General features: G+C 58.6%; 19 protein-coding genes. 16 read left to right on the forward strand and 3 right to left on the reverse strand.

The genetic code is table 11. From position 1 onward, the window contains the following. The first annotated feature begins 63 nt into the window (after positions 1-63). From ACYJRZ_RS30505 to ACYJRZ_RS30540, 8 genes are all read left to right on the forward strand, one after another. Positions 64-636 carry a hypothetical protein gene (locus ACYJRZ_RS30505; protein WP_459465079.1) on the forward strand — a complete coding sequence of 191 codons (573 nt, stop codon included), beginning with the start codon at positions 64-66 and terminating at the stop codon, positions 634-636. A gap of 4 nt (positions 637-640) precedes the next feature. Then, on the forward strand, positions 641-1,303 hold the full coding sequence (locus ACYJRZ_RS30510) for an ABC transporter ATP-binding protein (RefSeq protein WP_459465081.1): 663 nt from the start codon (positions 641-643) through the stop codon (positions 1,301-1,303). Further along, positions 1,296-2,033 (forward strand): ABC transporter ATP-binding protein, encoded by a 738-nt coding sequence (locus ACYJRZ_RS30515; protein ID WP_459465083.1) that lies wholly within the window; start codon positions 1,296-1,298, stop codon positions 2,031-2,033. Before ACYJRZ_RS30510 ends, ACYJRZ_RS30515 begins: the two co-directional genes overlap by 8 nt. Next, positions 1,961-4,615 (forward strand): ABC transporter permease, encoded by a 2,655-nt coding sequence (locus ACYJRZ_RS30520; protein ID WP_459465085.1) that lies wholly within the window; start codon positions 1,961-1,963, stop codon positions 4,613-4,615. The genes ACYJRZ_RS30515 and ACYJRZ_RS30520 overlap by 73 nt, the downstream gene beginning before the upstream one ends. Before the next feature lie 80 nt (positions 4,616-4,695). Then, entirely contained in the window at positions 4,696-4,947 is a 252-nt protein-coding gene (locus ACYJRZ_RS30525) for a DUF1344 domain-containing protein (protein WP_459465087.1), read from the forward strand. Positions 4,948-5,187: 240 nt separating this feature from the next. After that, positions 5,188-5,577, forward strand: a complete 390-nt coding sequence (locus ACYJRZ_RS30530) for a hypothetical protein (RefSeq protein ID WP_459465088.1) — start codon at positions 5,188-5,190, stop codon at positions 5,575-5,577. Between the two features lie 68 nt (positions 5,578-5,645). Next, positions 5,646-6,485 carry a COG4705 family protein gene (locus tag ACYJRZ_RS30535; RefSeq protein WP_459465090.1) on the forward strand — a complete coding sequence of 280 codons (840 nt, stop codon included), beginning with the start codon at positions 5,646-5,648 and terminating at the stop codon, positions 6,483-6,485. Between the two features lie 208 nt (positions 6,486-6,693). Beyond that, entirely contained in the window at positions 6,694-7,524 is an 831-nt protein-coding gene (locus ACYJRZ_RS30540) for a glycosyltransferase family 25 protein (protein ID WP_459465092.1), read from the forward strand. A gap of 161 nt (positions 7,525-7,685) precedes the next feature. Here ACYJRZ_RS30540 and ACYJRZ_RS30545 read toward each other — a convergent pair whose 3' ends face one another. Continuing rightward, entirely contained in the window at positions 7,686-9,086 is a 1,401-nt protein-coding gene (locus tag ACYJRZ_RS30545; RefSeq protein ID WP_459465094.1) for a sensor histidine kinase, read from the reverse strand. Next, positions 9,073-9,756, reverse strand: a complete 684-nt coding sequence (locus ACYJRZ_RS30550) for a response regulator transcription factor (RefSeq protein ID WP_459465096.1) — start codon at positions 9,754-9,756, stop codon at positions 9,073-9,075. The genes ACYJRZ_RS30545 and ACYJRZ_RS30550 overlap by 14 nt, the downstream gene beginning before the upstream one ends. 135 nt (positions 9,757-9,891) lie before the next feature. Between ACYJRZ_RS30550 and ACYJRZ_RS30555 the strand changes: the two genes are divergently transcribed. The 3 genes from ACYJRZ_RS30555 (at position 9,892) to ACYJRZ_RS30565 (ending at position 15,000) form a co-directional block, all read left to right on the forward strand. Further along, a complete protein-coding gene (locus ACYJRZ_RS30555; protein ID WP_459465098.1) occupies positions 9,892-10,563 on the forward strand; it encodes a response regulator transcription factor in 672 nt (223 codons plus the stop codon). Positions 10,564-10,765: 202 nt separating this feature from the next. Then, positions 10,766-11,902 (forward strand): efflux RND transporter periplasmic adaptor subunit, encoded by a 1,137-nt coding sequence (locus ACYJRZ_RS30560; protein WP_459465100.1) that lies wholly within the window; start codon positions 10,766-10,768, stop codon positions 11,900-11,902. After that, on the forward strand, positions 11,899-15,000 hold the full coding sequence (locus ACYJRZ_RS30565) for an efflux RND transporter permease subunit (RefSeq protein ID WP_459465102.1): 3,102 nt from the start codon (positions 11,899-11,901) through the stop codon (positions 14,998-15,000). Before ACYJRZ_RS30560 ends, ACYJRZ_RS30565 begins: the two co-directional genes overlap by 4 nt. Positions 15,001-15,695: 695 nt before the next feature. Here ACYJRZ_RS30565 and ACYJRZ_RS30570 read toward each other — a convergent pair. Beyond that, positions 15,696-16,418, reverse strand: a complete 723-nt coding sequence (locus tag ACYJRZ_RS30570; RefSeq protein ID WP_459465104.1) for a hypothetical protein — start codon at positions 16,416-16,418, stop codon at positions 15,696-15,698. A gap of 648 nt (positions 16,419-17,066) precedes the next feature. Here ACYJRZ_RS30570 and ACYJRZ_RS30575 point away from each other — a divergent pair. From ACYJRZ_RS30575 to ACYJRZ_RS30595, 5 genes are all read left to right on the forward strand, one after another. Beyond that, positions 17,067-17,747, forward strand: a complete 681-nt coding sequence (locus ACYJRZ_RS30575; RefSeq protein ID WP_459465106.1) for a response regulator — start codon at positions 17,067-17,069, stop codon at positions 17,745-17,747. A 35-nt stretch (positions 17,748-17,782) separates the two neighbouring features. Beyond that, positions 17,783-19,132 carry a sensor histidine kinase gene (locus ACYJRZ_RS30580; protein ID WP_459465108.1) on the forward strand — a complete coding sequence of 450 codons (1,350 nt, stop codon included), beginning with the start codon at positions 17,783-17,785 and terminating at the stop codon, positions 19,130-19,132. 337 nt (positions 19,133-19,469) lie between these two features. Further along, positions 19,470-20,273, forward strand: coding sequence for a MipA/OmpV family protein (locus ACYJRZ_RS30585; RefSeq protein WP_459465110.1), 804 nt, complete (start codon positions 19,470-19,472; stop codon positions 20,271-20,273). 4 nt (positions 20,274-20,277) lie between these two features. Beyond that, on the forward strand, positions 20,278-21,057 hold the full coding sequence (locus tag ACYJRZ_RS30590) for a hypothetical protein (RefSeq protein ID WP_459465112.1): 780 nt from the start codon (positions 20,278-20,280) through the stop codon (positions 21,055-21,057). 111 nt (positions 21,058-21,168) lie between these two features. Continuing rightward, a complete protein-coding gene (locus ACYJRZ_RS30595; protein ID WP_459465114.1) occupies positions 21,169-21,429 on the forward strand; it encodes a DUF1344 domain-containing protein in 261 nt (86 codons plus the stop codon). The last annotated feature ends 315 nt before the right edge of the window (positions 21,430-21,744 follow it).

Here is a 21,744-nt window from a genome sequence, read left to right on the forward strand (position 1 = left end):
TAAGATCCTCCTAATTCTGCTGGCGTCACATGCCTGCTGGAATCCGCAGAGGAGCGCTAGATCATGATTGTCTGCTATCGAATATACGCCGCAATAGCCTTGCTTCTCATAGTGTCATCCGGTGCGGTCCCTCCCGCTGTAGCGCAGGAGAAACTCGTTGCGCCGGAGACGAACCCGCCGGGTGACATTCCGGATAATCAGGTCTTCGTCACCTACACCTCTCCTGACGGATATGCTCTGAAAGTGCCAGAAGGATGGTCACGTACCGAGATCGACCATGGCGTTCGGTTCTTCGATAAATACGATGAAATAGATGCTACTCTTGGCGCCGCGAGTGCTGCTCCAACAGCGTCCTCAGCCAATGCCCGCGAAATCCCGGGCCTCAAGACGGCCGGACACGCCGTCAAAGTCACCGCAGTCAAGGATGTAAAGCTTGCGGCCGGACCGGCCGTTCGCATCAGCTATCTGTCGAACTCCGCACCAAATCCGGTCACGAACAAGCAGACCAGGCTCGAGCACGAGCGCTTCATTCTGTTCAAGGACGGCAAGACGCTTACACTCGATCTCGCCGCACCGGCCGGCGCCGACAATGTCGATCAGTGGCAGTTGATCTCCAACTCTTTAAAGTGGAGGTGAGTACATGCGTGTACTGGAGGCGACCGCGCTTTATCGCTTCTACCATGCAGGCGACGACGAAATCGTGGCTTTGCGCGGGGTTGCCCTCGCGCTCGATGCCGGAGAATTCATCGCTTTGAGAGGCCCGTCGGGCAGCGGGAAATCGACGCTGCTTGCCTGTCTTGCCGGACTCGACGAGCCGGACGGCGGCGTGGTGTCTGTCCTGGGCGAGCGTATGACCCGCCGCCCCGAGGCCGCGAGGGCTCGGCTTAGGGCGCGCCATTTTGGCATGCTCATGCAGTCCGGCAATTTGTTCGAGCATCTGACGGTGCGGGCCAACATCCGTCTGCAGATGGAGATTTCCGGCCACGGCCGACCCGGCGAAATCGATGATCTTGTCGGTAGCCTCGGCCTCGATGGCCTCGCCGACGTATTACCTGCCCACCTTTCAGGCGGTGAGGCGGCGCGCGCTGGCCTGGCCGTCGCGCTCGCGGCAAAACCCTCGATCCTGCTCTGCGATGAACCCACTGCCGAGGTCGACGCAGCGACGGAACATCTCGTCATCGATCGTCTAATCGAAACCTGCCGCAACGGTGCCTCCATCCTGATCGTCACGCACAGCGGCGCGCTCGCCGCACGAGCCGATCGCATAATCGACATTCGGGATGGAGGTATTGTGTATGGCTAAGAATTTAGCAGTGGCCACGGATCTATGGCGCAGCTTCCAGCGTGAGCGAGGCGTCGTAGCGGCCGTCCAAGGTTGCTCTTTCCAGATACGAGCCTGCGAAACAATTGCCATCATGGGGCCTTCGGGTTGCGGAAAGACGACGCTTTTGAACCTGATCGCGGGACTGGACATGCCGAGTTCGGGACTGCTCGAACGGCCCGGGCTTGGTAAGTCCGACACATTGCGCCCCGAGCGGATCGGCGTCGTCTTCCAATCGGCGAATTTAATTCCTGCACTCACCGCGGTCGAAAACGTCGAGTTGCCGATCCTTCTCTGTAACGGTTCCGAAGCCCACGCTCGCGCCCTGACAGCGCTTGCCACTTTTGGGGTCGAGCCCCTGGCGCAGAAGCTTCCCGAGCAGCTCTCCGGCGGCCAGGCTGACCGGATTGCCGTCGCTAGAGCCATTGTGACCAATCCAGAATTGATTGTTGCTGACGAGCCGACGGGCCAACTCGATCAGGCCGGCGCTGCGGTGCTGGTTGACCGCCTCCTTGCCTGGGGGCGGCAAACCGGAAGTGCCATCATCATCGCAACGCATGATGAGCGTGTGGCGGCAAAGATGAACCAAGTCTGGCGGATGCGTCACGGCAGAATAGAGAGCATGATTGAGAGGTCCACATGTACGGGCATTGGTTGCTCGGACTTATCCGAACCCGTTCCGGCCGCCTCGTCGGCACCATCGGCGGTGTAGCGCTGACAGTCGCCTTCATCGCATGCCTGGGCGCCTTTCTACAATCCAGCGCGAGTGAGATGACGGCACGGTCGGTCGCCCAGGTGCCCGTCGATTGGCAGGTCCAGTCGCTGCCGGGGGCAGATCGTAGCGCAGTCGAGGCTGCGATCCGCTCGGCCGCGCCGCTTACAGGCTTGCAGTGGATCAACTATGCCGACGTACTAGGCTTTGAGGCGAATACGGGAGGCACCGTGCAGACCACGGGTGGCGGCACGGTGCTTGGGATTGGACCGGGCTATTTCGACCAATTCCCGGCACAGGTTCGACGGCTCGTTGGATCGGTCGAGGGCGTCCTGTTAGCACAGCAGACTGCCGCCAACCTACACGTTGCGGTGGGAGATCAGGTCATCATCCACCGCCACCAAGCGCCTGATGTCAGCGTGACGATTGCCGGCATCGTCGATTTGCCGAACGCCGATGCGATGTTTCAGGCGATCGGTGTTGCGGCCGGCGCCGTACCGCAAGCCCCGCCCGACAATGTTCTGCTATTGCCGGCAACTCAGTGGCAGCAGGTGTTCGAGCAGCAAGGTGCCAGGCGGCCCGATACCGTCAAGACCGAGTTCCACGTCAAGCTCGATCACCGCGGTCTGCCCGCCGATCCCGTCGCTGCAAGCATCCGGTCGACCGAGCAAGGTCACAATTTCGAGGCTCGCGTCGCTGGAACCGCGCTGCTTGCCAACAATCTGGCGGCTCGATTGGGAGCGGTGCGCGAGGATGCCCTCTATGCGCGGCTCGTGTTCCTGTTCCTCGGTGCTCCAGGAACAATCCTCGCCATTCTGCTGACGATTGCCGTAGCGGGAGCAGGGCGCGGCAAGCGCCGTCGCGACCAGGCGCTGCTGCGCCTGCGGGGAGCGACGGTCGATACAGTTCTTCGTTTGGCTGCCGCTGAAGCGGCGGTCGCGGGTATCGGCGGTGCGATCTTCGGTATTCTCCTTGCTGGCCTCGCCGCGCATTTCATCCTCGGGGTAGCACTCTTTCGCAGCACAGAGTTTCCTTTTCTCGGCGCTGTGGCGGCGGCAGGAATCGCGCTTTCGCTCGCAGCGATCGTGATCCCTGCCTGGCGTGACACTCGCAGGTCGACCGTTGCCGTCGCGCGGCTGGCAGTCGGCAGTGACCGGATACCGCTCTGGGCCCGCTATTATCTCGATCCGCTGCTGCTTGCGCTCGCCGCGGCATTCTACTGGCGTTCAGCAGCGGGCGGATATCAGGTCGTTCTCGCGCCAGAGGGCGTGCCAGGCGCGGCGGTCGACTACACCGCCTTCCTTGCCCCCATGATGCTCTGGACAGGGCTGGCACTGTTGGCCATGCGGCTCGTCGGGGCCGGGCTGCAGCAAGGCCGACTGGTGATCGCCAAGGGTTTGCGACCTTTCGCCGGGCGTTTGTCGGATGTAGTGGCTGCGACCTTTGGGCGACAAGGCCGCCGACTGACTGGTGGGATCGGTTTGGCCGCGCTTGCTTTCGCCTTTGCATCGTCGACCGCGATTTTCAACGCGACCTACGAAACGCAGGCGCGAGTCGACGCTGAGCTTACCAACGGTGCCGACGTCACCGTTACCGGCACATCCGCTGTACCCGCCTCGCAAGCCCTCGGCGGTCTCTCCAAGTTACCGGGCGTGGCGGCGGCCCAGCCGATGCAACACCGATACGCATACGTCGGAACCGACCTTCAGGATCTCTACGGCATCGATCCGACACGCATCGAGACGGCTACGGCCATGTCCGACGCCTATTTCGCAAACGGCAATGCCAGAAGGACACTCGCCGATCTCGCGCAAACGCCCGATGGTGTGCTGGTTTCCCAGGAAACCGTGAACGACTATCAACTCAGCCACGGCGACAGCATCAACCTTCGTCTGCAAAACTCAGCCGATCACCAATATCACGTCGTGCCCTTTCGCGTCATTGGCGTGGTGCGTGAATTCCCGACGGCACCCAAGGATTCGTTCCTGGTCGCTAACGCGGCCTACATCGCCCAGCAAACCGGCTCCGCGGCAAGCGAGATTGTTCTCATTCGAACAAGCGGTAATCCCGCCCGCGTCGCTTTGGCCGCCCGAAATGCGACCGCAGGCATCCCCGCACTCAAGGTTAGCCAGATCGGCGATGCCGTCGCCCTCATCGGGTCGAGCCTCACTGCAATTGATCTCGCCGGACTAACGCGGCTGGAACTTATCTTCGCGGTTGTCATGCTTGCTGCTTCGGGCGGACTGGTGCTCGGCCTTGGCTTTGCCGACCGCGAGCGCTCCTTCGCTATTCTCGTGGCGCTAGGAGCCCGACCACGACAGCTCGGCGCCTTCCTGTGGAGTGAAGCGGCATTGGTTACTGGCAGCGGCATGGTCCTGGGTCTCGGGGCAGGCGTGCTGGTCGCCTATGTGCTCGTCAAGCTGCTGACAGGGGTGTTCGATCCACCCCCCGAGATGCTTTCAATGCCTTGGCTCTATCTCGTAGCTCTCATCGTCACGACGGCGGCCGCCGCTCTTGTGGCCTCGACGGGCGAGGCAATACGCAGCCAAACACATGTCACAGAGAAGCTCAGAGGCGAGTGATGATCTGTTTTCTCGCAATCGTGCCGCCGTTGCGGGAAAATATCGATATCGGTGGCCGAGATCTTGAAAGGAATAAGCAAATGAAACCGCAAATGATCATGGCCGCGATGCTGGTGCTGGCACCGATCGGCGCCGCATCTGCCGCCGAGACTTCCGGCACGATCACTTCAATCAGCAAGAATGCAGATACAATCACGCTATCGGACGGCAGGACTTACTCCCTACCCGAAGGGATCGAAGACACCAAACTCCGGGTCGGCGAGAAGGTCCAGCTTACCTATGTGGATAAAAGCGGTAAGGCGGTCGTCTCGCATCTCATTCCGCAGAAATGAAGATTGCGGCGGCCGGTAATGCCGCCGGCCGCCGCACACGGTTGATTGCTATCGGGTGCTACGTCAGCATCCGCTCTAATTCTCAGCTAATTAAACCCGCGTAGTCAAAGCAGGCCAGCCGAAAGCCGCCGGCAAAAGAGCGAACATAACGCGCTGCCATCGCAGTCGCGCCAGTCAACCGGCGAGGGGCGACACTGGGTGACGCCTTCCTTGCATTGCCAAATTCGGGGAAATCCACTGATGAGACAAATCTTTCTTGTCATCGCGCTCATTGCCGCCCCGGTGGCGGCCTTCACGAGTTTTGAACTCTACGCCAACAATGCGCCCGCCAAATCAGCGGATCTAGGCGATCTATCATCGTTCAAAGCCATCGTCGCCGATGTTCAGGGTCTCGCTTCCAAGGGGGATCTGTCGGCCGCCGCAAAGCGCATTACCGACTATGAGACGGCCTGGGACCAGGCCGAGACCGCGATTCGTCCGATAAACCCGAACGACTGGAACAACATTGACACCGCCTCCGACGCGGCGCTGAAGGCGCTGCGTCAATCCTCTCCGTCGGCTGACAAAGTCAACAAAACGCTCGCCGCTCTCATGGCGGTTCTCAACAATCCGGCCCAGCCCGCGCAATAGGCAGCGGTGAATCGCGTTACCTCATGCCCAATTGCCCCGCGAGAAATGCGCGTCCAAGGAGACTCGTGATGTCTGTACCGATTGCTAAAGCTGTCGTTTATAATCGTGTTCCCCGCGTCACGGCCGATTTCTGGCTTATCAAGCTGATGGCCGTTACCATGGGGGAAACGGCGGCAGATTATCTCAACGTGCGCATGGGTTTGGGGCTGACTGCAACATCGCTGATCACGTCCGCTATTCTGGCCATTGCATTGGTATGGCAGTTTGCGCAGAAGAAATATGTTCCCGCTGCCTATTGGCTTTCCGTAGTGCTGATCAGCATCGTCGGCACGCTAATAACCGATAACCTAGTCGACAATTTCCATGTGCCGCTGCTGGCTACGACGATAGCGTTCTCGGTCGCCCTGGCGCTGACGTTCCTGCTGTGGTTTCAAGCAGAGGGGACGCTTTCGATCCACTCGATATTTACCGGGCGGCGTGAGGCCTTTTATTGGCTTGCTATCCTGTTCACCTTCGCGCTCGGCACGGCTGCGGGCGATCTGGTGGCGGAGAAATTCGCGCTCGGATACTTAGCCACTGGCATCTTGTTTGGGATGATCATCGCCTCGCTGGCAATCGGCTACTTCTTCCTCGGTCTCGATCCAATCCTCGGCTTCTGGCTGGTCTACATTTTGACCAGGCCTCTTGGTGCTTCGTTCGGCGACCTAATGTCTCAACCAGCGCAATATGGTGGCCTGGGCCTGGGAACTATCGTGACAAGCGCAATTTTCCTTGCTGCGATCGTGACGATCGTCGCCTTCATGAGCGTGCGGGGCGAAGGCGAGGAACTGGCTGGAATCAACGAGGATGGAGAATTGGGAAAGCCCGGCCAGCGCGAGCGGCTTACCGTTGCCCGAGAAGAGCGTTAAAGCGGCCTGGCAGGGCGGGCACGTTTCATGCAATCGACCAGTCGCAAATTCACCCCATGCCATAAAAGGCGATCGGGCAGTATCTCAGGATTGGGAAACTTCGTCGTCGCTGACTCGATAATTCACCATCGGAGGCACTGTTCCCGCGGAGGCTGCCGGAACGCTCTCGCTTACCGCAATCATGGAAAAATCCAGTAGAGCCAAGACAATGCCCGAAACAGACCTTGCGCGTCTATCCCTGAAAGCCTTCCTCATCAACCTCGACCGCGCCGTCGACCGCATGTCGCACATGCGGGAGATGCTTGATCGTCTTGACATCCCGTTCGAGCGAGTGGCGGCAGTCGAGGGGCGGGCGATCGTCTTACCCATCAGAGAGTTCGACGAGGTTCAATATCGCATTCTCCACGGCAGGAAGCCGAACCCCGCTGAGATCGGCTGCTATCTCAGCCATATCGAATGCGCCCGCCGGCTTCTCGAAACGGAAAATGCCTTCGCCCTCATATTGGAAGACGACCTCAACCTTCCCTTCGATCTCATCAACATTCTGGAAGGAGCGATCCAGGCAGAAGGCGATTGGGACATTCTACGTCTCTCGACGGTTAGCAGCGGCAGGAAATACGCCTTCCGTGCCCTGGATGGCCGCCGCTCCCTTGCGATCGCTCTCACCAGAGAAAAGGGGTCAGGCGCGTATCTGATCAACCGCGCGGCGGCGCGATGGTTCCTCAACGCATTGCTACCGATGCGGCTTCCCTTCGATCTTGCATTCGATCTCGAATTCCTAGCCGGGCTCAAATCCGCTTTCGTTTACCCACTACCGATCAGTCAGGATCTCGAAGTGCCATCGCAGATACAGGGCAATCGCGGAAGCTTTCATCTGTCGCGATGGCGCTATGCGAGCGTCTTGCCGTTCCGTGCCGGGCTCGAAATCGCGCGTGCGCTCACGCGAACATCCCGGCTGTGTTTTCTCAGGCTGCGCGCAACGGCGACGTTCGCACAAGCGCGGCGCAGCCTTGCTCTATTCGGTCGGGAAAATCGTTGAAAGCCGATTGCACGCTAAGCGGCAAATCGCAAAAGCCCATCCGGAGGCGACCGTAATGAACCGTGCACGGTTTGCGTAGGAATAGATCATTAGAATAATGAGCGAGCAGGAGAGCGGCCAGTGCGGGAACAATGCCGGCCTATTCCTTCAGGCGAGATGCCTCACATTTTCCGTGAATATGATTTCCCCGCACGTTGTCCCGCGCCTGACGCTGCCGGAGCCGTTACAAGGCGAATGCGTGTACCGATCTTTGGTGAGGTGATTTCAAGATGCATGCCATGCAGCCTTGCAATCGCCGAGACGAGACTGAGACCGAGGCCATTGCCAGGAGCATGCCGGCTCTTCTCGGCTCGATAGAAACGGCGCAGCACGGCGTCAGCATCTTCTGAGCGGATTCCTATGCCGGTGTCCTCCACCGTGACCGACACAACGTGGCCATCGCCTTCGACCTTAACGAGCGCTAGTCCGCCCTTTGGCGTGAACTTGATTGCGTTGTCGATCAAGTTGGCTATCGCTTCGAAAATGAGGTTGGGATCACCAGAAATGATGGCTGGCTCGTCGGCGCTCGATTGGCACGAAAGAATGATACCGGCTTCATCGGCGGCAGGCTCGAAGAAATCGACTGCATCGCGTGCGATCTCCTTCAAATCGATGTTGACGAAGCCTGATCGTCGCAGGCCATCTTCCACTTCCGAGATGCGCAGAAGCGCGCCAAACGTTTTGAGAATGCCGCGGATCTCATCGAGCGCTTCGTCGATATAGCCGTGATATTCATCAATACTGGCCGCGCGCCGGCGCGCGCGCTCGAGGCTGCCCAGCAGGCGGGTGAGCGGAGTGCGCATGTCGTGGGCGATGTTGTCGCAAACGCCCTTCACCTCCTGCATCAGGCGTTCGATTTCGTCGAGCATTTCATTGACCACTTTGGCGAGACGATCGATATCGCCGCCGGCGCGGCCTGTCGGTAGTCGCTGTTTAAGGTCTCCCTTCATGATTTGCGCGGCGGCCTCAGACATGGCGTCCAGCCGACGAACCGCGCCGAAACCGACGGCGATCGCGCCGGCAAGTCCCAAAATCGCTGTTGTTAGCGATGCGAACAGTGTTGCATTTTCAAGACGCTCGCGAAATTCGCGCTGTTCATGCAGGCTTTGGGCGACGAGCACAGAGCCGCCATCGGCACGGCGATGCAGCAGTCCCCTGTAATGGTCTTTCCTTGCGGCGCTGCGGTCCGCAAAATCGAACGGAGCGTCAAAGACTGCTTTTTCCGGGTAGGCGAGCGGAACACCTGCGATTAGCTTGCCGCTCTGGTCGAAAAGAGAAAATGGACGCTCGCTGTTCGTCGGATCTTTGCTACGGAGCGACAGGCGCGAAACGACCGTGTCCGCCGGCAAGTTTTGAAGCGATTGCATTTCGCGCGTCAGCCATTCGTCGCTTCTCTGGTCGAGGAAGGCCTGCATCTGCCAATCGACGAACAAAAACAACGCACTTGCTGCCGCGCCGAACACAAGCAGGAATGCGAGCGCTAGTCGAAAGCCGCTCGCCCTGAAAAGTTCAAATAGCCGCATCGAGGACATAGCCTGAGCCACGAAGCGTTCGGATCAGGGGTATAAGGCCAGGCAGATCCAGCTTCTTGCGAAGTTTGCTGATATGGACGTCGATCACGTTCGTTGCCTCGCCATAGCGGTAGTGCCACACCTCTTCGAACATCATGGTGCGCGTGACGATCTGACCAGAGTGCCGGGCGAGATATTCCAGCAACTGATACTCCCGCGGCAGAAGGTCGATGATGTTACCGGCCCGGCTGGCGGTGTGCGTTAGGAGATTGATTTCGAGATCACCAACTTTGAGAACGGTCTCCTGAGCAGCGTGGGTTCGCCGGCGCATGAGGACATCCAGTCGTGCCGTCAGCTCGAGCGCTTCAAACGGCTTCGTTAGATAGTCGTCGCCACCGGCCTTGAGACCGCGTACCCGTTCGTCGACTGCTGAAAGCGCGCTCAAAATCAAGACCGGGGTCTGTACGGAAGCTGCCCGTAAGGCCGCGAGCATTCCGAGCCCATCAAGGGAGCCCGGCAGCATGCGATCGAGCACGATGGCATCAAATGTGCCGGAAATCGCCTTGACCAACCCATCCCGACCGTCGACCGACTGTGTAACAGTGCAGCCGTGGTCCACAAGTGCCGCCTCGATTTCCGACGCCGTCCCCAGGTCGTCCTCGACCACGAGTATCTTCGACACATTTCCTCCAAGAATGCTGACTAGTTTCCGAGCATTATTTAGATAATCAATGTTGAATATTCGTTCGCCTGAACATGAAATCAATTTCATCTTCGCGAGCGCCTGGAACGACGTGCTGTCTTCAACGAGGATTGAATGCGCCTGTTGGTAGTTGAAGATGATGACCGAAGTGCGGCCTATCTGAAGCGAGGCCTCTCCGAATCCGGGCACGTCGTAGATGTCGCAGGCGATGGTGAACTCGGCCTCGTACTTGCGATGGAGCTGATTTACGACGGCCTGGTGGTAGATCGGCTTCTGCCCAAGCTTGACGGCATCGAGCTCGTCAGGCGCCTTCGCGAGATGAAGGTCAATGTGCCGGTGATCATGGTGAGTGCGCTGGCGAGCTCAATGGATCGTGTGGAGGGATTGCGTGCCGGCTGCGACGACTACCTCGCCAAGCCCTTCTTCTTCTCCGAACTCCTTGCCCGCATCGAAGCCATTACGAAGCACTTCGTAACGGAGGGCTGCGAGAACACGCTGGTCGTCGGCGATTTGTCGCTCGATCTTCGGCGACGAATTGCGCGCAGGAAGGAACGCATCATTGATCTGCAGTTCAGGGAATTCCTCCTTCTGCAGGCTCTTATGCGCAACGCAAGTTCCGTCGTAACCCGTGCGATGCTGCTTGAGGCGGCGTGGGACTACGACTTCGATCCCCGCGGCAATATCGTCGACACGCATGTCCACCGTTTACGCAAGAAGATCGACATGGGCGCAACGACAAGCATGATTATCACGGTTCCAGGCGCCGGGTATCTCATCAAGCCATAATCCGCAGCTTCGGCGTAACATAAAAAATTTTTCATCCTGGCGCGAATTACCAGCCATTTGCGATCCGTCACATTTCTAAGCATCGCGTGACGGGTCTCCGTGTCCCTGCGCAATTAACGCTTTATGGAGTTTTGCAGTGGATCGTTCCCGTGCAGGGTCAAACAGTTCAGCTAGGCCATTTTATCTTCTGGGGATAGGCGCTTTGGCTGTAGCCGGAGCAGTAGCCGGGTATCTCGTCTATGGGCCGGGGGCCGGTCTTAGCAAAACCAAAGCATCGGCATCCGAACGCGCGCCGGTCCCGGTACAGACCGCAACGACAGCAATAAAGGATCTGCCTGTCATGCGCAGTGGTCTGGGTGTGGTTTCCCCGTTGACCGCCGTAGATGTGAAGGTCCGCGTCAATGGCCAGCTTCAGCATATTGCCTTCGCCGAAGGGCAAGATGTCAAGGCTGGAGATGTCCTTGCGACGATCGACCCTCGCCCCTACGCGGCAGCCGTTGCACAGGCGCAGGCGGACTACGACAAGGAACTGGCTCAGCTTGACCAGGCCAAGATCGACCAGGTTCGGGCACAGAAGCTCACCACCACAGGCAGCGGCACGACCCAGGCAGCGCAGACGGCGGCTGCGCAAGTCAAGGTCATGGATGCCACTGCGGCATCGGGAAAAGCTGCCCTTGAAACCGCAAAACTCAATCTGGAGTTCGCAACCATCACCGCACCGATCGATGGCAGGGTGGGCCTGCGCCAGCAACAGGAAGGTGGCATCCTCCGCACAACCGATGCGACGGGTGTGGCTACCGTCACGCAGATGCGCCCCATCGCCGTCGAATTCACACTCACGCAGGATGATCTTCCGGATCTGGTTGCAGGACAGGCAAAGGGCCAGCTGACCGTCTCGGCCTATAGCCGCGACGGCGCCAAGCATCTGGCCGACGGGAAATTGAGCGCGATAGACAGCCAGGTGGATTCATCGACCGGCATGGTGAAGCTGAAGGCCGTGTTTGCAAACGACGACCTGTCGCTGTGGCCCGGAGAGCTGGTGACAGCAAGCATAACGCTGCGCACTGATCAGAATTCGACGGTCGTACCATCATCGGCGATACAGAACGGGCAGACAGGTCCATATGTCTTCGTAATGAAGCCTGGCAACAAGGTTTCTGCCGCTTCGGTGACCACCGGTATTTCTTACTCGGGCCTTACCGCTGTCACGCAAGGCATCTCCAGCGGTGAAATCGTCGTCACCTCAGGTCAGTCCCGGCTTGCCGATGGAACCGTCGTTTCCGCGCAAGGCCCTGACGGCAAGAAGTTGGCCGTTGCCGGCGAGGAGGCGGTCCGGTGAGCCTCTCACGAATCTTCATCCAACGCAGGGTCGGAACCTGCCTCCTGGCTGCCGGTCTCTTGATCGTCGGCTCCATCGCCTATGGCTTGTTGCCTATCGCATCGCTGCCCCAGGTCGATTTTCCCACGATCCAGATTTCAAGCTCTCTTCCCGGCGCAAGCGCCGAGACAATGGCGACATCGGTTGCGACACCGCTGGAAAATCAACTTTCGACGATCTCGGGCGTATCCCAGATGACGTCGACAAGTTCGTCCGGACGGACTTCAATCGCGCTGCAATTCGATCTCAATAGGGATATCAATGCCGCTGCGCAGGACGTTCAGGCCGCAATCAGCGCCGCAAGCGGCCAATTGCCCAAAGATCTGCCGGCCGCTCCCACCTTCCATAAGAGCAATCCAGCCGAAGCGACGATCCTGACGCTGGCGCTCACATCGGACCGTATTCCCACGACTGAACTTGATCATTATGCGGAAGACATCATCGCACAGCAGGTTTCGCAGATGAATGGCGTGGGGCTGGTGGATTATCATGGTCCCCAGCGGCCGGCGATCCGCATACAGCTCGATCCGGACAAAGTGGCGGCGCGAGGGCTGACGCTGGAGGATATTCGAAGCGCCGTGGGCCTTCAGACCGTCAATCAGCCCAAGGGGCAGCTTGCCGGAAACGGGCGGACCGTCGTTCTCGATGCGACCGACCAGATCATGGACGTCTCGGCGTTTCGTTCGATGGTGATTGCCTATAAGAACGGCTCGCCCATTCGCGCCGAAGATGTCGGGACGGTGGTTTCGGCTCCCGAGGACGTCAACCAGGCGGCTTGGCTGCAGGACGCGCGGTCGGTAATGCTGGATGTCCATAAGATGGCTGGTTCAAACGTGCTTGATACCATTGAAGGCATCAAGGCGAAGCTGCCGCAAATGGAGGCAGGGCTGCCGGCAGGCATCAAGCTATCGGTTGTCGCCGATAGGTCGGGAATGATCCAGGCCTCGGTCGATGACGTCAAGGTAACAATCCTCATTACCATCGGCCTCGTTGTGCTGGTGATTTTCAGTTTTCTGCGAAATTTATGGGCGACGATCATTCCGGCGGCAACCATCCCACTATCCCTGATCGGTACTTTTGCCGTCATGTATCTCGCCGGCTACAGCCTGGATAATCTCTCCCTCATGGGGTTGACCATCGCCGTCGGGTTTGTCGTCGATGACGCCATTGTGGTCATCGAGAATGTGATGCGCCATGTCGAGGAAGGAAAGTCTGCACTCGAAGCGGCTGTCGAAGGATCGCGAGAGGTGGGCTTTACCATCGTTTCGATGACGGTCTCCCTCGTTGCCGTTTTCATTCCTATCCTGTTGATGAGCGGGATTGTCGGCCGCCTTTTCCGTGAGTTTGCCGTTACGATCAGCGTGGCGATCATGATATCGGGGTTGGTGTCGCTGACGGTCACCCCAATGATGTGCGCCTGGTTGATCAAGCATGATCATGGCAAGCCGCATGGTGCGTTCTTCCGCTGGTCGGAGGCATTTTTCGAAAAATGCACGGCCGGGTATGGAAGAGCACTCGATGTTGTTCTTCGCAGCCGTATCATAGTCCTTGTCGTTGCTGTCGCTACGATGGCAGTGACGGGCTGGCTTTACGTTTCCATACAGAAGGGCTTCATCCCGCAACAGGACACGGGATGGGTTCAGGGGCAAGCGCAGGCGGCGACGGACATATCCTTTGCAGACATGTCGACGAAGATGCAGGAACTTGCGCATATCGTCATGGTCGACCCCGCGGTTGACAACGTCGCCTATTGGATCAACCCCAGTCCGTCCGCCAGTGTCGGCCAGCTTCAGATCAATCTGAAGCCGATCGGTACGCGAAGCCCGGCTTCGGCAGTGCTGGCGCGTCTACGAACCGCGACCGCAGGTCTGCAGGGACTGACGGTAGGTCTGCAAGTTCGCCAGGACGTCCAGATCGGAGGGCGGTCTTCTGCGTCGCAGTACCAATACACTCTTCAAGACCCGGATACGGCGGAACTCGACAAATGGGCAGCGACAATGACCAAGGTTCTGAAAAGCCTGCCTGAGTTGCAGGATGTGATTTCCGACAAGCAGACGGCTGCGTCCAGCCTAACGCTCGATATAGATCGCTCGACGGCTTCTAGGCTCGGCATCAGCGTTTCCCAGATCGATCAAACGCTTTATGACGCTTTCGGACAGCGACAAATCGCGACCATGTACACGCAGGTTAGCCAATACCATGTCGTGATGGAGCTTGCGCCGCAGTTCGCCCTGTCGCCCGAGGCTCTGTCGCATCTCTATGTCAAGTCTTCCACGACAGGCAAGCTTGTTCCACTCAGCATGCTCGGATCGCTGAGGACAGGCGTTTTGCCTGTTTCCATAAACCACCAGGGGTCCATTCCAGCAACCACAATCTCCTTCAACCTGAGGCCGGGCAGTGCCCTAAGCGACGCTGTTACCGCGATCAAAGCGGCGGAGGCGAGCGCGGGCATGCCGGCGACTGTCATCGGCACCTTCCAAGGAACGGCGCAAGCATTCCAGGATTCGCTGCGAAGCCAGCCTTGGCTCATTCTGGCCGCTATTGTCGCAGTCTATATTGTGCTGGGTGTTCTCTACGAAAGCGCGGTTCATCCGCTAACGATCATCTCCACCCTTCCATCCGCGGGACTTGGAGCCTTGCTGGCCCTGAAACTGGCTAATCTCGATCTTTCCATCATGGGGATGATCGGCATCATTCTCCTGATCGGCATCGTCAAGAAGAATGCGATCATGATGATCGACTTTGCGCTTGTTGCCGAACGAACGCAGAAGCTCGCGCCGCAAGATGCCATAAGACAGGCCTGTATGCTGCGGTTCCGGCCTATCATGATGACAACGCTTGCTGCATTGTTCGGGGCGATTCCTCTTGCATTGGGAACCGGGCCGGGATCCGAATTGCGCGTCCCCCTCGGTATTGCGATCGTCGGTGGCCTGGTCGTCTCGCAAGCCCTGACGCTGTTTACCACCCCGGTGATCTATCTGGCATTCGATTGGTTGCGGGGGCATCGCTCAAAGCAGCCGTCGCATTTGCAGGTCGTACTCTCTGCAAGGCAACGATAAACATACTGGAAAGGACGGGCGGCCGGGGTTACTCGACATGGCAGCCCGCTGCAGCCTAAGCCGCGGGATGAAAACAGGCGGTAACTGCGACAAGGTACGATCGACAATTGTCATCTATGCCGCATTTGATCCGGAGCGCACCTCACCACAAGCGGGTCTGACCGCAGTAACTATTCGCCATTGAAACTGGGGTCGAGGGCGGCTGTCAATTTTGCAACAGCTGCCAAGTGCTTTAGTTTTCGAGTTTCTTATGTATGGACAACTGCTGGATTAGCGGTGTTATGGATCGCAAGCGCCGTTCTGGTTGAAAGCGATGCGATTTATAGACTTGCGACTCTTCGGGACAGTCAGATCGCGCAGCCGGCGCCGCGCCGGCTGGGTCGTTGAGCCTTATGAACCGTGGGTCTGTGACGCCTTCGATCGGTTTGAGCGCGAGATCGCAGCCTTCTGCCGGCGTTCTTTGTTTTCTGTGGTAATTTGAAAGCCCACCGATAAGGCCATACGGGCTGCTTGCTTATTGATCGGTAGGCATCAGTGCGCTGTCTCAACGATTGCGACCGCAGGCATTCTGCGCTAACGCCCAAATCCCAAGGCAAATATCGTAGTCAAGGTCGTCGGTCGATCAACGTCCAGCCGAACTTCGTTGAGACGCGCCCGCCGTTCCTGTGAATTGCGATGTCATTGGGTAGGTACGGCTAAACGTTCACGCGAACCGGTTCTTTTGATGGGATCCAGATAACGAGAATCAGGGTTAGCACGACACCGGTCGCGACCAAGCTTACCGAAAGGCCGATCGCGAACGCGAGTATGTCACCGACATTGGTGCCCCACCATCTTACGGCAGCAATCCCGCACCAGAATGCGGAGGCAGACCGAGGGAAAAATGACAGCCAGAAGGTCAGAAAGGTTGCCACGACCGCTGTCGCAATCATCGCCGAAATCGGGACGCTCAGCACAACCGAAACGAAAGCGTGACCCAGACCATCCCCGACCAGCGTTCCAAGAATGCCTGCCATCAGCATGGTGAACCAGAAGTAGCCGTCAGCCGGCGCTCTGTCGCCCGCATTGGTCAACCGGGGGCGGGCGGAGACGAGAATCGCCAGTAGGACCGCGGCGATGATCTGCGCGAGAAGATAGCTGAGATGAACCGAGGCGATCGCGAGATCGGCAATGCTCGTGGCGGCCGCCCGGACGACCAGCAATGCCAGCCAATAGTAGACCTCTCCGCCACGGCGCGTCATCGACTCTATCGATGCGATTAGGCAAAAGAGAAATAGCAGGATCGCAAGCCCGAGAAGGCCCCGAATGTGAAAAGCATCGGGAAACATGTCGCCGAGGTTCGCTCCGCACATGCTTGCGATGAGTATCGCCGTCCAATAGCGAGCGTCGATCCTTGGCGTGATCCTAACAAGCCGCATTCCAGTTCCTCCGATTGGCAACGTCACTGATCGCTGCGTTCGAGTTCCTGTTTCTCTGGAGTGATCTTCCGGTCTGACGCGATGGCTGGAGAAAGCCATGCGCACCGATCCGACGACTGGCCAGATCAACTCGCACTAAGGCAGATCGGTCTCGAAGATTGCACGAACGTTGCACGATTGCGGTGCAGTTAGATTTCCGGCCGCTTCACGAAGTTCTGCGCCCGAACCAAGAAGCTGTCTTTGCATTAGGCCCAGTGCCGAACCGGGCAATGTTGGTGCAATAATCGGCTTCCTATGGATGACAATCTAACTTTGGAAGGATCGCAATTTGAGTATCAGCAGTTCCTGTCGACGGTCGCTTTGCTGGCGCGTGGTTCCGCGGTTCAGCGAGCTTCCGCCATCGACGCTACCTTCGCTGCGCTTCATCCCGGCGGTCTTTACGATCGCCGGTGATATGTCGAAGCGCTCGACTGCGGCCCTCGGGTGGCTTTTGCGGTCGAATGGCGTAGGAGAGATGGTGAGCGAAGGCTGCTTCCGACTTTGCTGTGCCGAGAATCGGCGATCACACTGCCGCTTCAAAGGTTGCCACGGAATGAGGACGAGTCCGAAAATGCGCCAACACGCCTGCTGCAGAACTGACGGTGATCAATGCGTACCCTCCTAGTGGAAGACGAGCGCGAGCTGGCGCTTCACATCGCCGCCCTGTTTCGCGATTGGAACAACGTGCTCGACATTGTCGGGACGTTTGAAGAAGCCTGCGAGGCCTGCCGTAACTTCAATTATGATCTCGCTGTCGTTGACCGTGGTCTGCCGGATGGCGATGCCTTGCAACTGCTCGCGCTTCTGAACAAGCAGGAGAAGCGGCCGGCGGTCGTCATTCTGACGGCGCGGGATGCAACCGATGATATCGTCGATGGTCTCGATGCCGGCGCGGACGACTATCTGACAAAGCCGTTCGAGCCGCAGGAATTGCTGGCCCGTGTTCGCGCGGTCCTCAGGCGGCCGCGCTCCCTTGCTCTGCGGTCTGTCGGTCTCGGCAATATCGAGCTCGATATCGGAACCAACCAAATCCTGATCGCTAGCGCGCAGGTTCTGCTGCGGCGCCGGGAGGCGCTTCTTCTCGAAGCACTTTTGATAAGGCAGGGCAGGGTGGTCACGCGCGAGACGCTGATTGATGCCATCTATGGATTCAACGACGAGATAGAATCGAACAGTCTTGAGGCGCACATGTCCCGTCTGCGTCGGAAGCTGAGCGAACATGGGGCGGATGTCGAGATTCGCAGCATGCGCGGGATCGGCTACATTCTGAGGCGGCTCGAAAGATCATGAAGTCTATTACCCGAACACTGATGATTTCCCTGTCGGTGACCGCGACGCTGGTGTTCGCGTCGGCTCTTTTGCTAGTGGCTACTCTGAAGGCCATCCATCCCAGTGGCGACCACATCTGCGAAGCGGCGGTGACGGTCATCAGGCAGACGTTAAGCCAAGAGCCTGTCTCGCGTCAGTTACGATTCGCCGCAACAAACGACTTCAAGGAGGTCGAGGCCCATAGTCCGACGCTCTGGTTCGTCGCCGCGAACGGAGCGACGGTATTCGAATTCGCCGTGAAGAACCGACCCAATCTGCCGATTGAACTCCCCTATTTCGGTCCGATTTCGGGAGCCGAACTCCGCTTGGCACAAGATGGGCCACCAGTTTGCGTGAGAGATGTATCCCTAGAGGGCGCGCCGCGCGTGTCGGTCGTCGTCGCAGGGGCTGATCTGAGCCCAGTACTGTCAATCAAAATGTTCATTGTCGACGAGATGGAAATCATAGCGACCGTCGGCGCGGCCTTTGCGCTGATTGTCGCTGCCGGGGTCGTGCTCGCCGGCCGCTACGTGGCGCGGAGCATCTCCGATGTCACCAGGCTCGCATTGGCGGTCGACCCCTCGGCTCCGAAAGGTTCCATTCCGTTGCAGGAGGTTCCACGCGAGCTGCGGGTGCTGGTCGAGTCGCTGAATGGCGCCTTCGACGAGATCGCGACCTTCATCGGACGGCAGCGCCGGTTCCTCAACAACGTCGCGCACGAGCTTCGCACGCCGCTCGCGATCCTCAGAGCAAAGATGGAAGACGTACCGAACGCCAGCCTCAGATCGTCACTGGTCCTGGACACGCGACGCCTGACCGCGCTCGTCTCGGCGATGCTTGATCTTTCGCGTCTGGAAAATACAGGACTCGAGCGTCGTCGTCTCGACCTTGTGGCGATTACGCGCGACGTCTTGGCTGACTATAGCCCGCTGGCCTTGGATCGGGGCATCGAGCTATCAATGGTATCGAATATCGACGGGCCTATTACAATCATCGGCGTGGAAGCGGCCATTCGCAGTGCGATCGCAAATCTTGTCGGCAACGCCCTCGTGCACGCGCGCAATGCCAGCAGCGTCGTGGCAAAATTGGACCGGCAGGGTTTTGTGGCCATCTGCGACGATGGAACCGCAGCTGCGGCAGAGGCGGCCATGACGCCCGGCAAGACGACGCCGCTCACCGATGTGGCTGGCATGGGGCTGGGCCTGGCGATCGTTCGAGAAATCATGCTGGCACATAATGGAACGCTGACCATCGCAACACGATACAACGGTGGAAGGATCGCGCGACTCCAGTTCCCGCCGATCGATGCCGCTTCCGGCGCCACTTCGGAAGAAAATCGGCTTCAACTTGCTCCGAACCTTGATTAGGGTCCAGCTACGGCACTCAAAAAGCACGTCTTTTCAGCCAATTGCGAGGCATCGTGTCGATGCGCCTGCCGTATACAGGCGACAAATGCCATGAGAAAATCCCAGGTCGTGAGCCTTCTTCCCGTCGGCTGTTTGATCTGAGAATTGCGCGCGCCGATGCAATGTTGGTGTAATCTTCGAAACTCATCTGGCGGCTTAGGGCGAGATCATCAGTCCTCGTCAACACCGACGGAGCCGATTACGGATGAAACATGTTCGACGACAGGATGTCATATTCGGGAGTGCGGGTGCTTTCGAAGCATTGAGGTCCGTGCTTCTTGTTGCCATTGCAATACTTATGGCTGAAAGCCAGTACGCGGATGCCGCCGATCAGGTTACTCTGCCGGCGCCGTCCTACGAAGTTCCGATGATCCCTTCCCTTGCCGGGAGCTGGACGATCAAGATCGGCGCGGATATGGCAATGCAGCCGACCTTCCCAGGGGCGAAGTCCTGGTCTTTCGCCCCGTCGCCAATTCTCTCGATCCACAAAGCGGGATCACCTGACGGATTCAGCTCGCCCTTTGACAGTCCTTCCATAACGCTGTTCGACTTCGGGAGGTTTCAGGCAGGTCCTGCGATGAAGTATGATCCCGGCCGGTCGTCTTCCTCCGACACGGCTCTCAGGGGACTGAGAGACGTGGGCGCGACTGTGGAAATCGGCGCCTTCGCCCAGTTCTTTCCGACGGACTGGTTCCGCGCGCGTGTCGAGGTCCGGGAGGGCTTGGGCGGACATAAGGGCGTCACCGGGGAGTTCTCCGCAGACGGCATCTTGCCCTTGACGGATCGGTTGACAATCTCGGGCGGCCCGCGCTTTTCCATCCGAAGCAGTGCAGCCGAACAGCCGTTCTTCGATGTCAGCTCAAGCGAATCCCTCCGCTCCGGACTGCCCACCTACCGCGTGAACGGCTCGACTGAAACCGTCGGACTTGGCGGGCAGATCAGTTACAAGATCGATTCAAGATGGGAGATCCACTCGTCCATCGAATACGGGCACATGTTCGGAAGCGCAGCCGGCAGTCCCCTCATAAAGCAGCGCGGCTCGGCCGACCGGCTGACCATCGGCGTCGGGCTTTCCTACGCTTTCGATCTCAACGTGAGATAACCCGATGCGGATTAATCTCTCCCGCTTGGCCGGCGTCATGGCACTTGGCTTGAATCTCATCCTCGTAAACGCATGCGCCGACTTCGAAAGCGGTGCCCTAAAAGTTGGGAGGGTGAAGACTGTCGGCGTAATCTCCGCGATCGGCGATCGGTTCAGTTTCTCGCGCGCCGGTATGGATGGCTTCGACGAAGCGAACAGGCAGTTCCCGATTGAGTCCTGGGGGCTGGACGCCATGATAGAAGCCGAGGCGACAACCGCTATCGGCGCAGATCTCAATGTCCAGCCTCTCAGCTACGATCAGGCTGCCTTCTACGCTCCAGGCGAAAAAAAATCCACGCTCACGCCCTTGAACCTGATGCGCGAGGATCGGCTGAAGCAGCTGCTCAGGTCAGTAACGCCGCAGTCTCTCGACGCATACATCGTTATTGCCAAGGCGAGGTCGAACATCGGACCGAGCGGACGGACGGTCGAGGGGATCGGCGCGCTGACCTATCGGACGCTTCTTGGGTCGCGCAACATCGTCTACGCACTCTACGATGTCAGGGTCTACGATGGACACACCTTCAAACTTCTCGAGGAGCGGCAGGCCGCGCCACTGGACCATCGCGATCTTCAGCGCCTGAGCGGACCGACGCGCTTCGTCACAGACGCTTTCATGCCAAATGCGGGGGATCCCTCGCAAAACAACGATTTGAAGAACCTGGTTACCGACCTGATCCAGCGCAGCCTGCTGCAGACGTTGAGGGATCTTCGCCTTGCTCATACTGCGAGACAGAACCAGTAGCGAAGGCGATCGGCAGCGTCGCGGGAGTGGGAAAGCCCGTCGGCGCGGCCGGCGATGTCGGCCAATGGCCAACCGGGCTTCAAATACGCTTGCAAATCAAAGGAGTGAATTATGCTGAAGAGATATTTGGCGATCGGTGTTCTTGCGACCTCGACCCTGGTTGCGGGAATGGCGCTTGCTCGTGACGAAACCGGAACCGTCACCAATATCAATGCGAAAGCGGACCAGATCACGCTCTCCTCGGGAACAACGATAAACTTGCCTGAAAACATCGAGGTCGAATCTTTCAAGGTCGGCGAGCGGATTGCTGTCCACTACAGCGTCCAGAAGTCCGGCGCCGCACTTGCCTCGAAGGTAAGCCCGGTAAAATAGGAATCGCAAAGAGATTGCATATGGAGTATGTAACCGTCCGCACCGGGTAAAATTTCCGGTGCGGGCGAAGGAAGTTCAGGCATGAGTTGGCTGACGGGATTGTGCGCGGTGAGAAAGCTAACGCTGCGGCGGCTGGTCGCGCTTAAGAAGCCGTCTTTGCAGGCCTCTAATCTAGGCGCTCGAGCAATGCAGATGCTCGATTTCCATCCGTCCTACTTCTCATCGAAAGCTGACTGAAAGGTTGGCCGCGCTACCTTCTATTGGGCGCTTCGAGGAGGAGGCGCCATGCCGGGGCAGTGACGCCGGCATAAACCG

Source organism: Rhizobium sp. No.120 (genome assembly GCF_054558365.1).

Bases quoted from the DNA above. Each gene is read 5' to 3' on its own strand.
- ACYJRZ_RS30505 (WP_459465079.1), top strand. From the start codon at position 64: ATGATTGTCTGCTATCGAATATACGCCGCAATAGCCTTGCTTCTCATA.
- ACYJRZ_RS30510 (WP_459465081.1), top strand. From the start codon at position 641: ATGCGTGTACTGGAGGCGACCGCGCTTTATCGCTTCTACCATGCAGGC.
- ACYJRZ_RS30515 (WP_459465083.1), top strand. From the start codon at position 1,296: ATGGCTAAGAATTTAGCAGTGGCCACGGATCTATGGCGCAGCTTCCAG.
- ACYJRZ_RS30520 (WP_459465085.1), top strand. From the start codon at position 1,961: ATGTACGGGCATTGGTTGCTCGGACTTATCCGAACCCGTTCCGGCCGC.
- ACYJRZ_RS30525 (WP_459465087.1), top strand. From the start codon at position 4,696: ATGAAACCGCAAATGATCATGGCCGCGATGCTGGTGCTGGCACCGATC.
- ACYJRZ_RS30530 (WP_459465088.1), top strand. From the start codon at position 5,188: ATGAGACAAATCTTTCTTGTCATCGCGCTCATTGCCGCCCCGGTGGCG.
- ACYJRZ_RS30535 (WP_459465090.1), top strand. From the start codon at position 5,646: ATGTCTGTACCGATTGCTAAAGCTGTCGTTTATAATCGTGTTCCCCGC.
- ACYJRZ_RS30540 (WP_459465092.1), top strand. From the start codon at position 6,694: ATGCCCGAAACAGACCTTGCGCGTCTATCCCTGAAAGCCTTCCTCATC.
- ACYJRZ_RS30545 (WP_459465094.1), bottom strand. From the start codon at position 9,086: ATGCGGCTATTTGAACTTTTCAGGGCGAGCGGCTTTCGACTAGCGCTC.
- ACYJRZ_RS30555 (WP_459465098.1), top strand. From the start codon at position 9,892: ATGCGCCTGTTGGTAGTTGAAGATGATGACCGAAGTGCGGCCTATCTG.
- ACYJRZ_RS30570 (WP_459465104.1), bottom strand. From the start codon at position 16,418: ATGCGGCTTGTTAGGATCACGCCAAGGATCGACGCTCGCTATTGGACG.
- ACYJRZ_RS30575 (WP_459465106.1), top strand. From the start codon at position 17,067: ATGCGTACCCTCCTAGTGGAAGACGAGCGCGAGCTGGCGCTTCACATC.
- ACYJRZ_RS30585 (WP_459465110.1), top strand. From the start codon at position 19,470: ATGGCTGAAAGCCAGTACGCGGATGCCGCCGATCAGGTTACTCTGCCG.
- ACYJRZ_RS30590 (WP_459465112.1), top strand. From the start codon at position 20,278: ATGCGGATTAATCTCTCCCGCTTGGCCGGCGTCATGGCACTTGGCTTG.
- ACYJRZ_RS30595 (WP_459465114.1), top strand. From the start codon at position 21,169: ATGCTGAAGAGATATTTGGCGATCGGTGTTCTTGCGACCTCGACCCTG.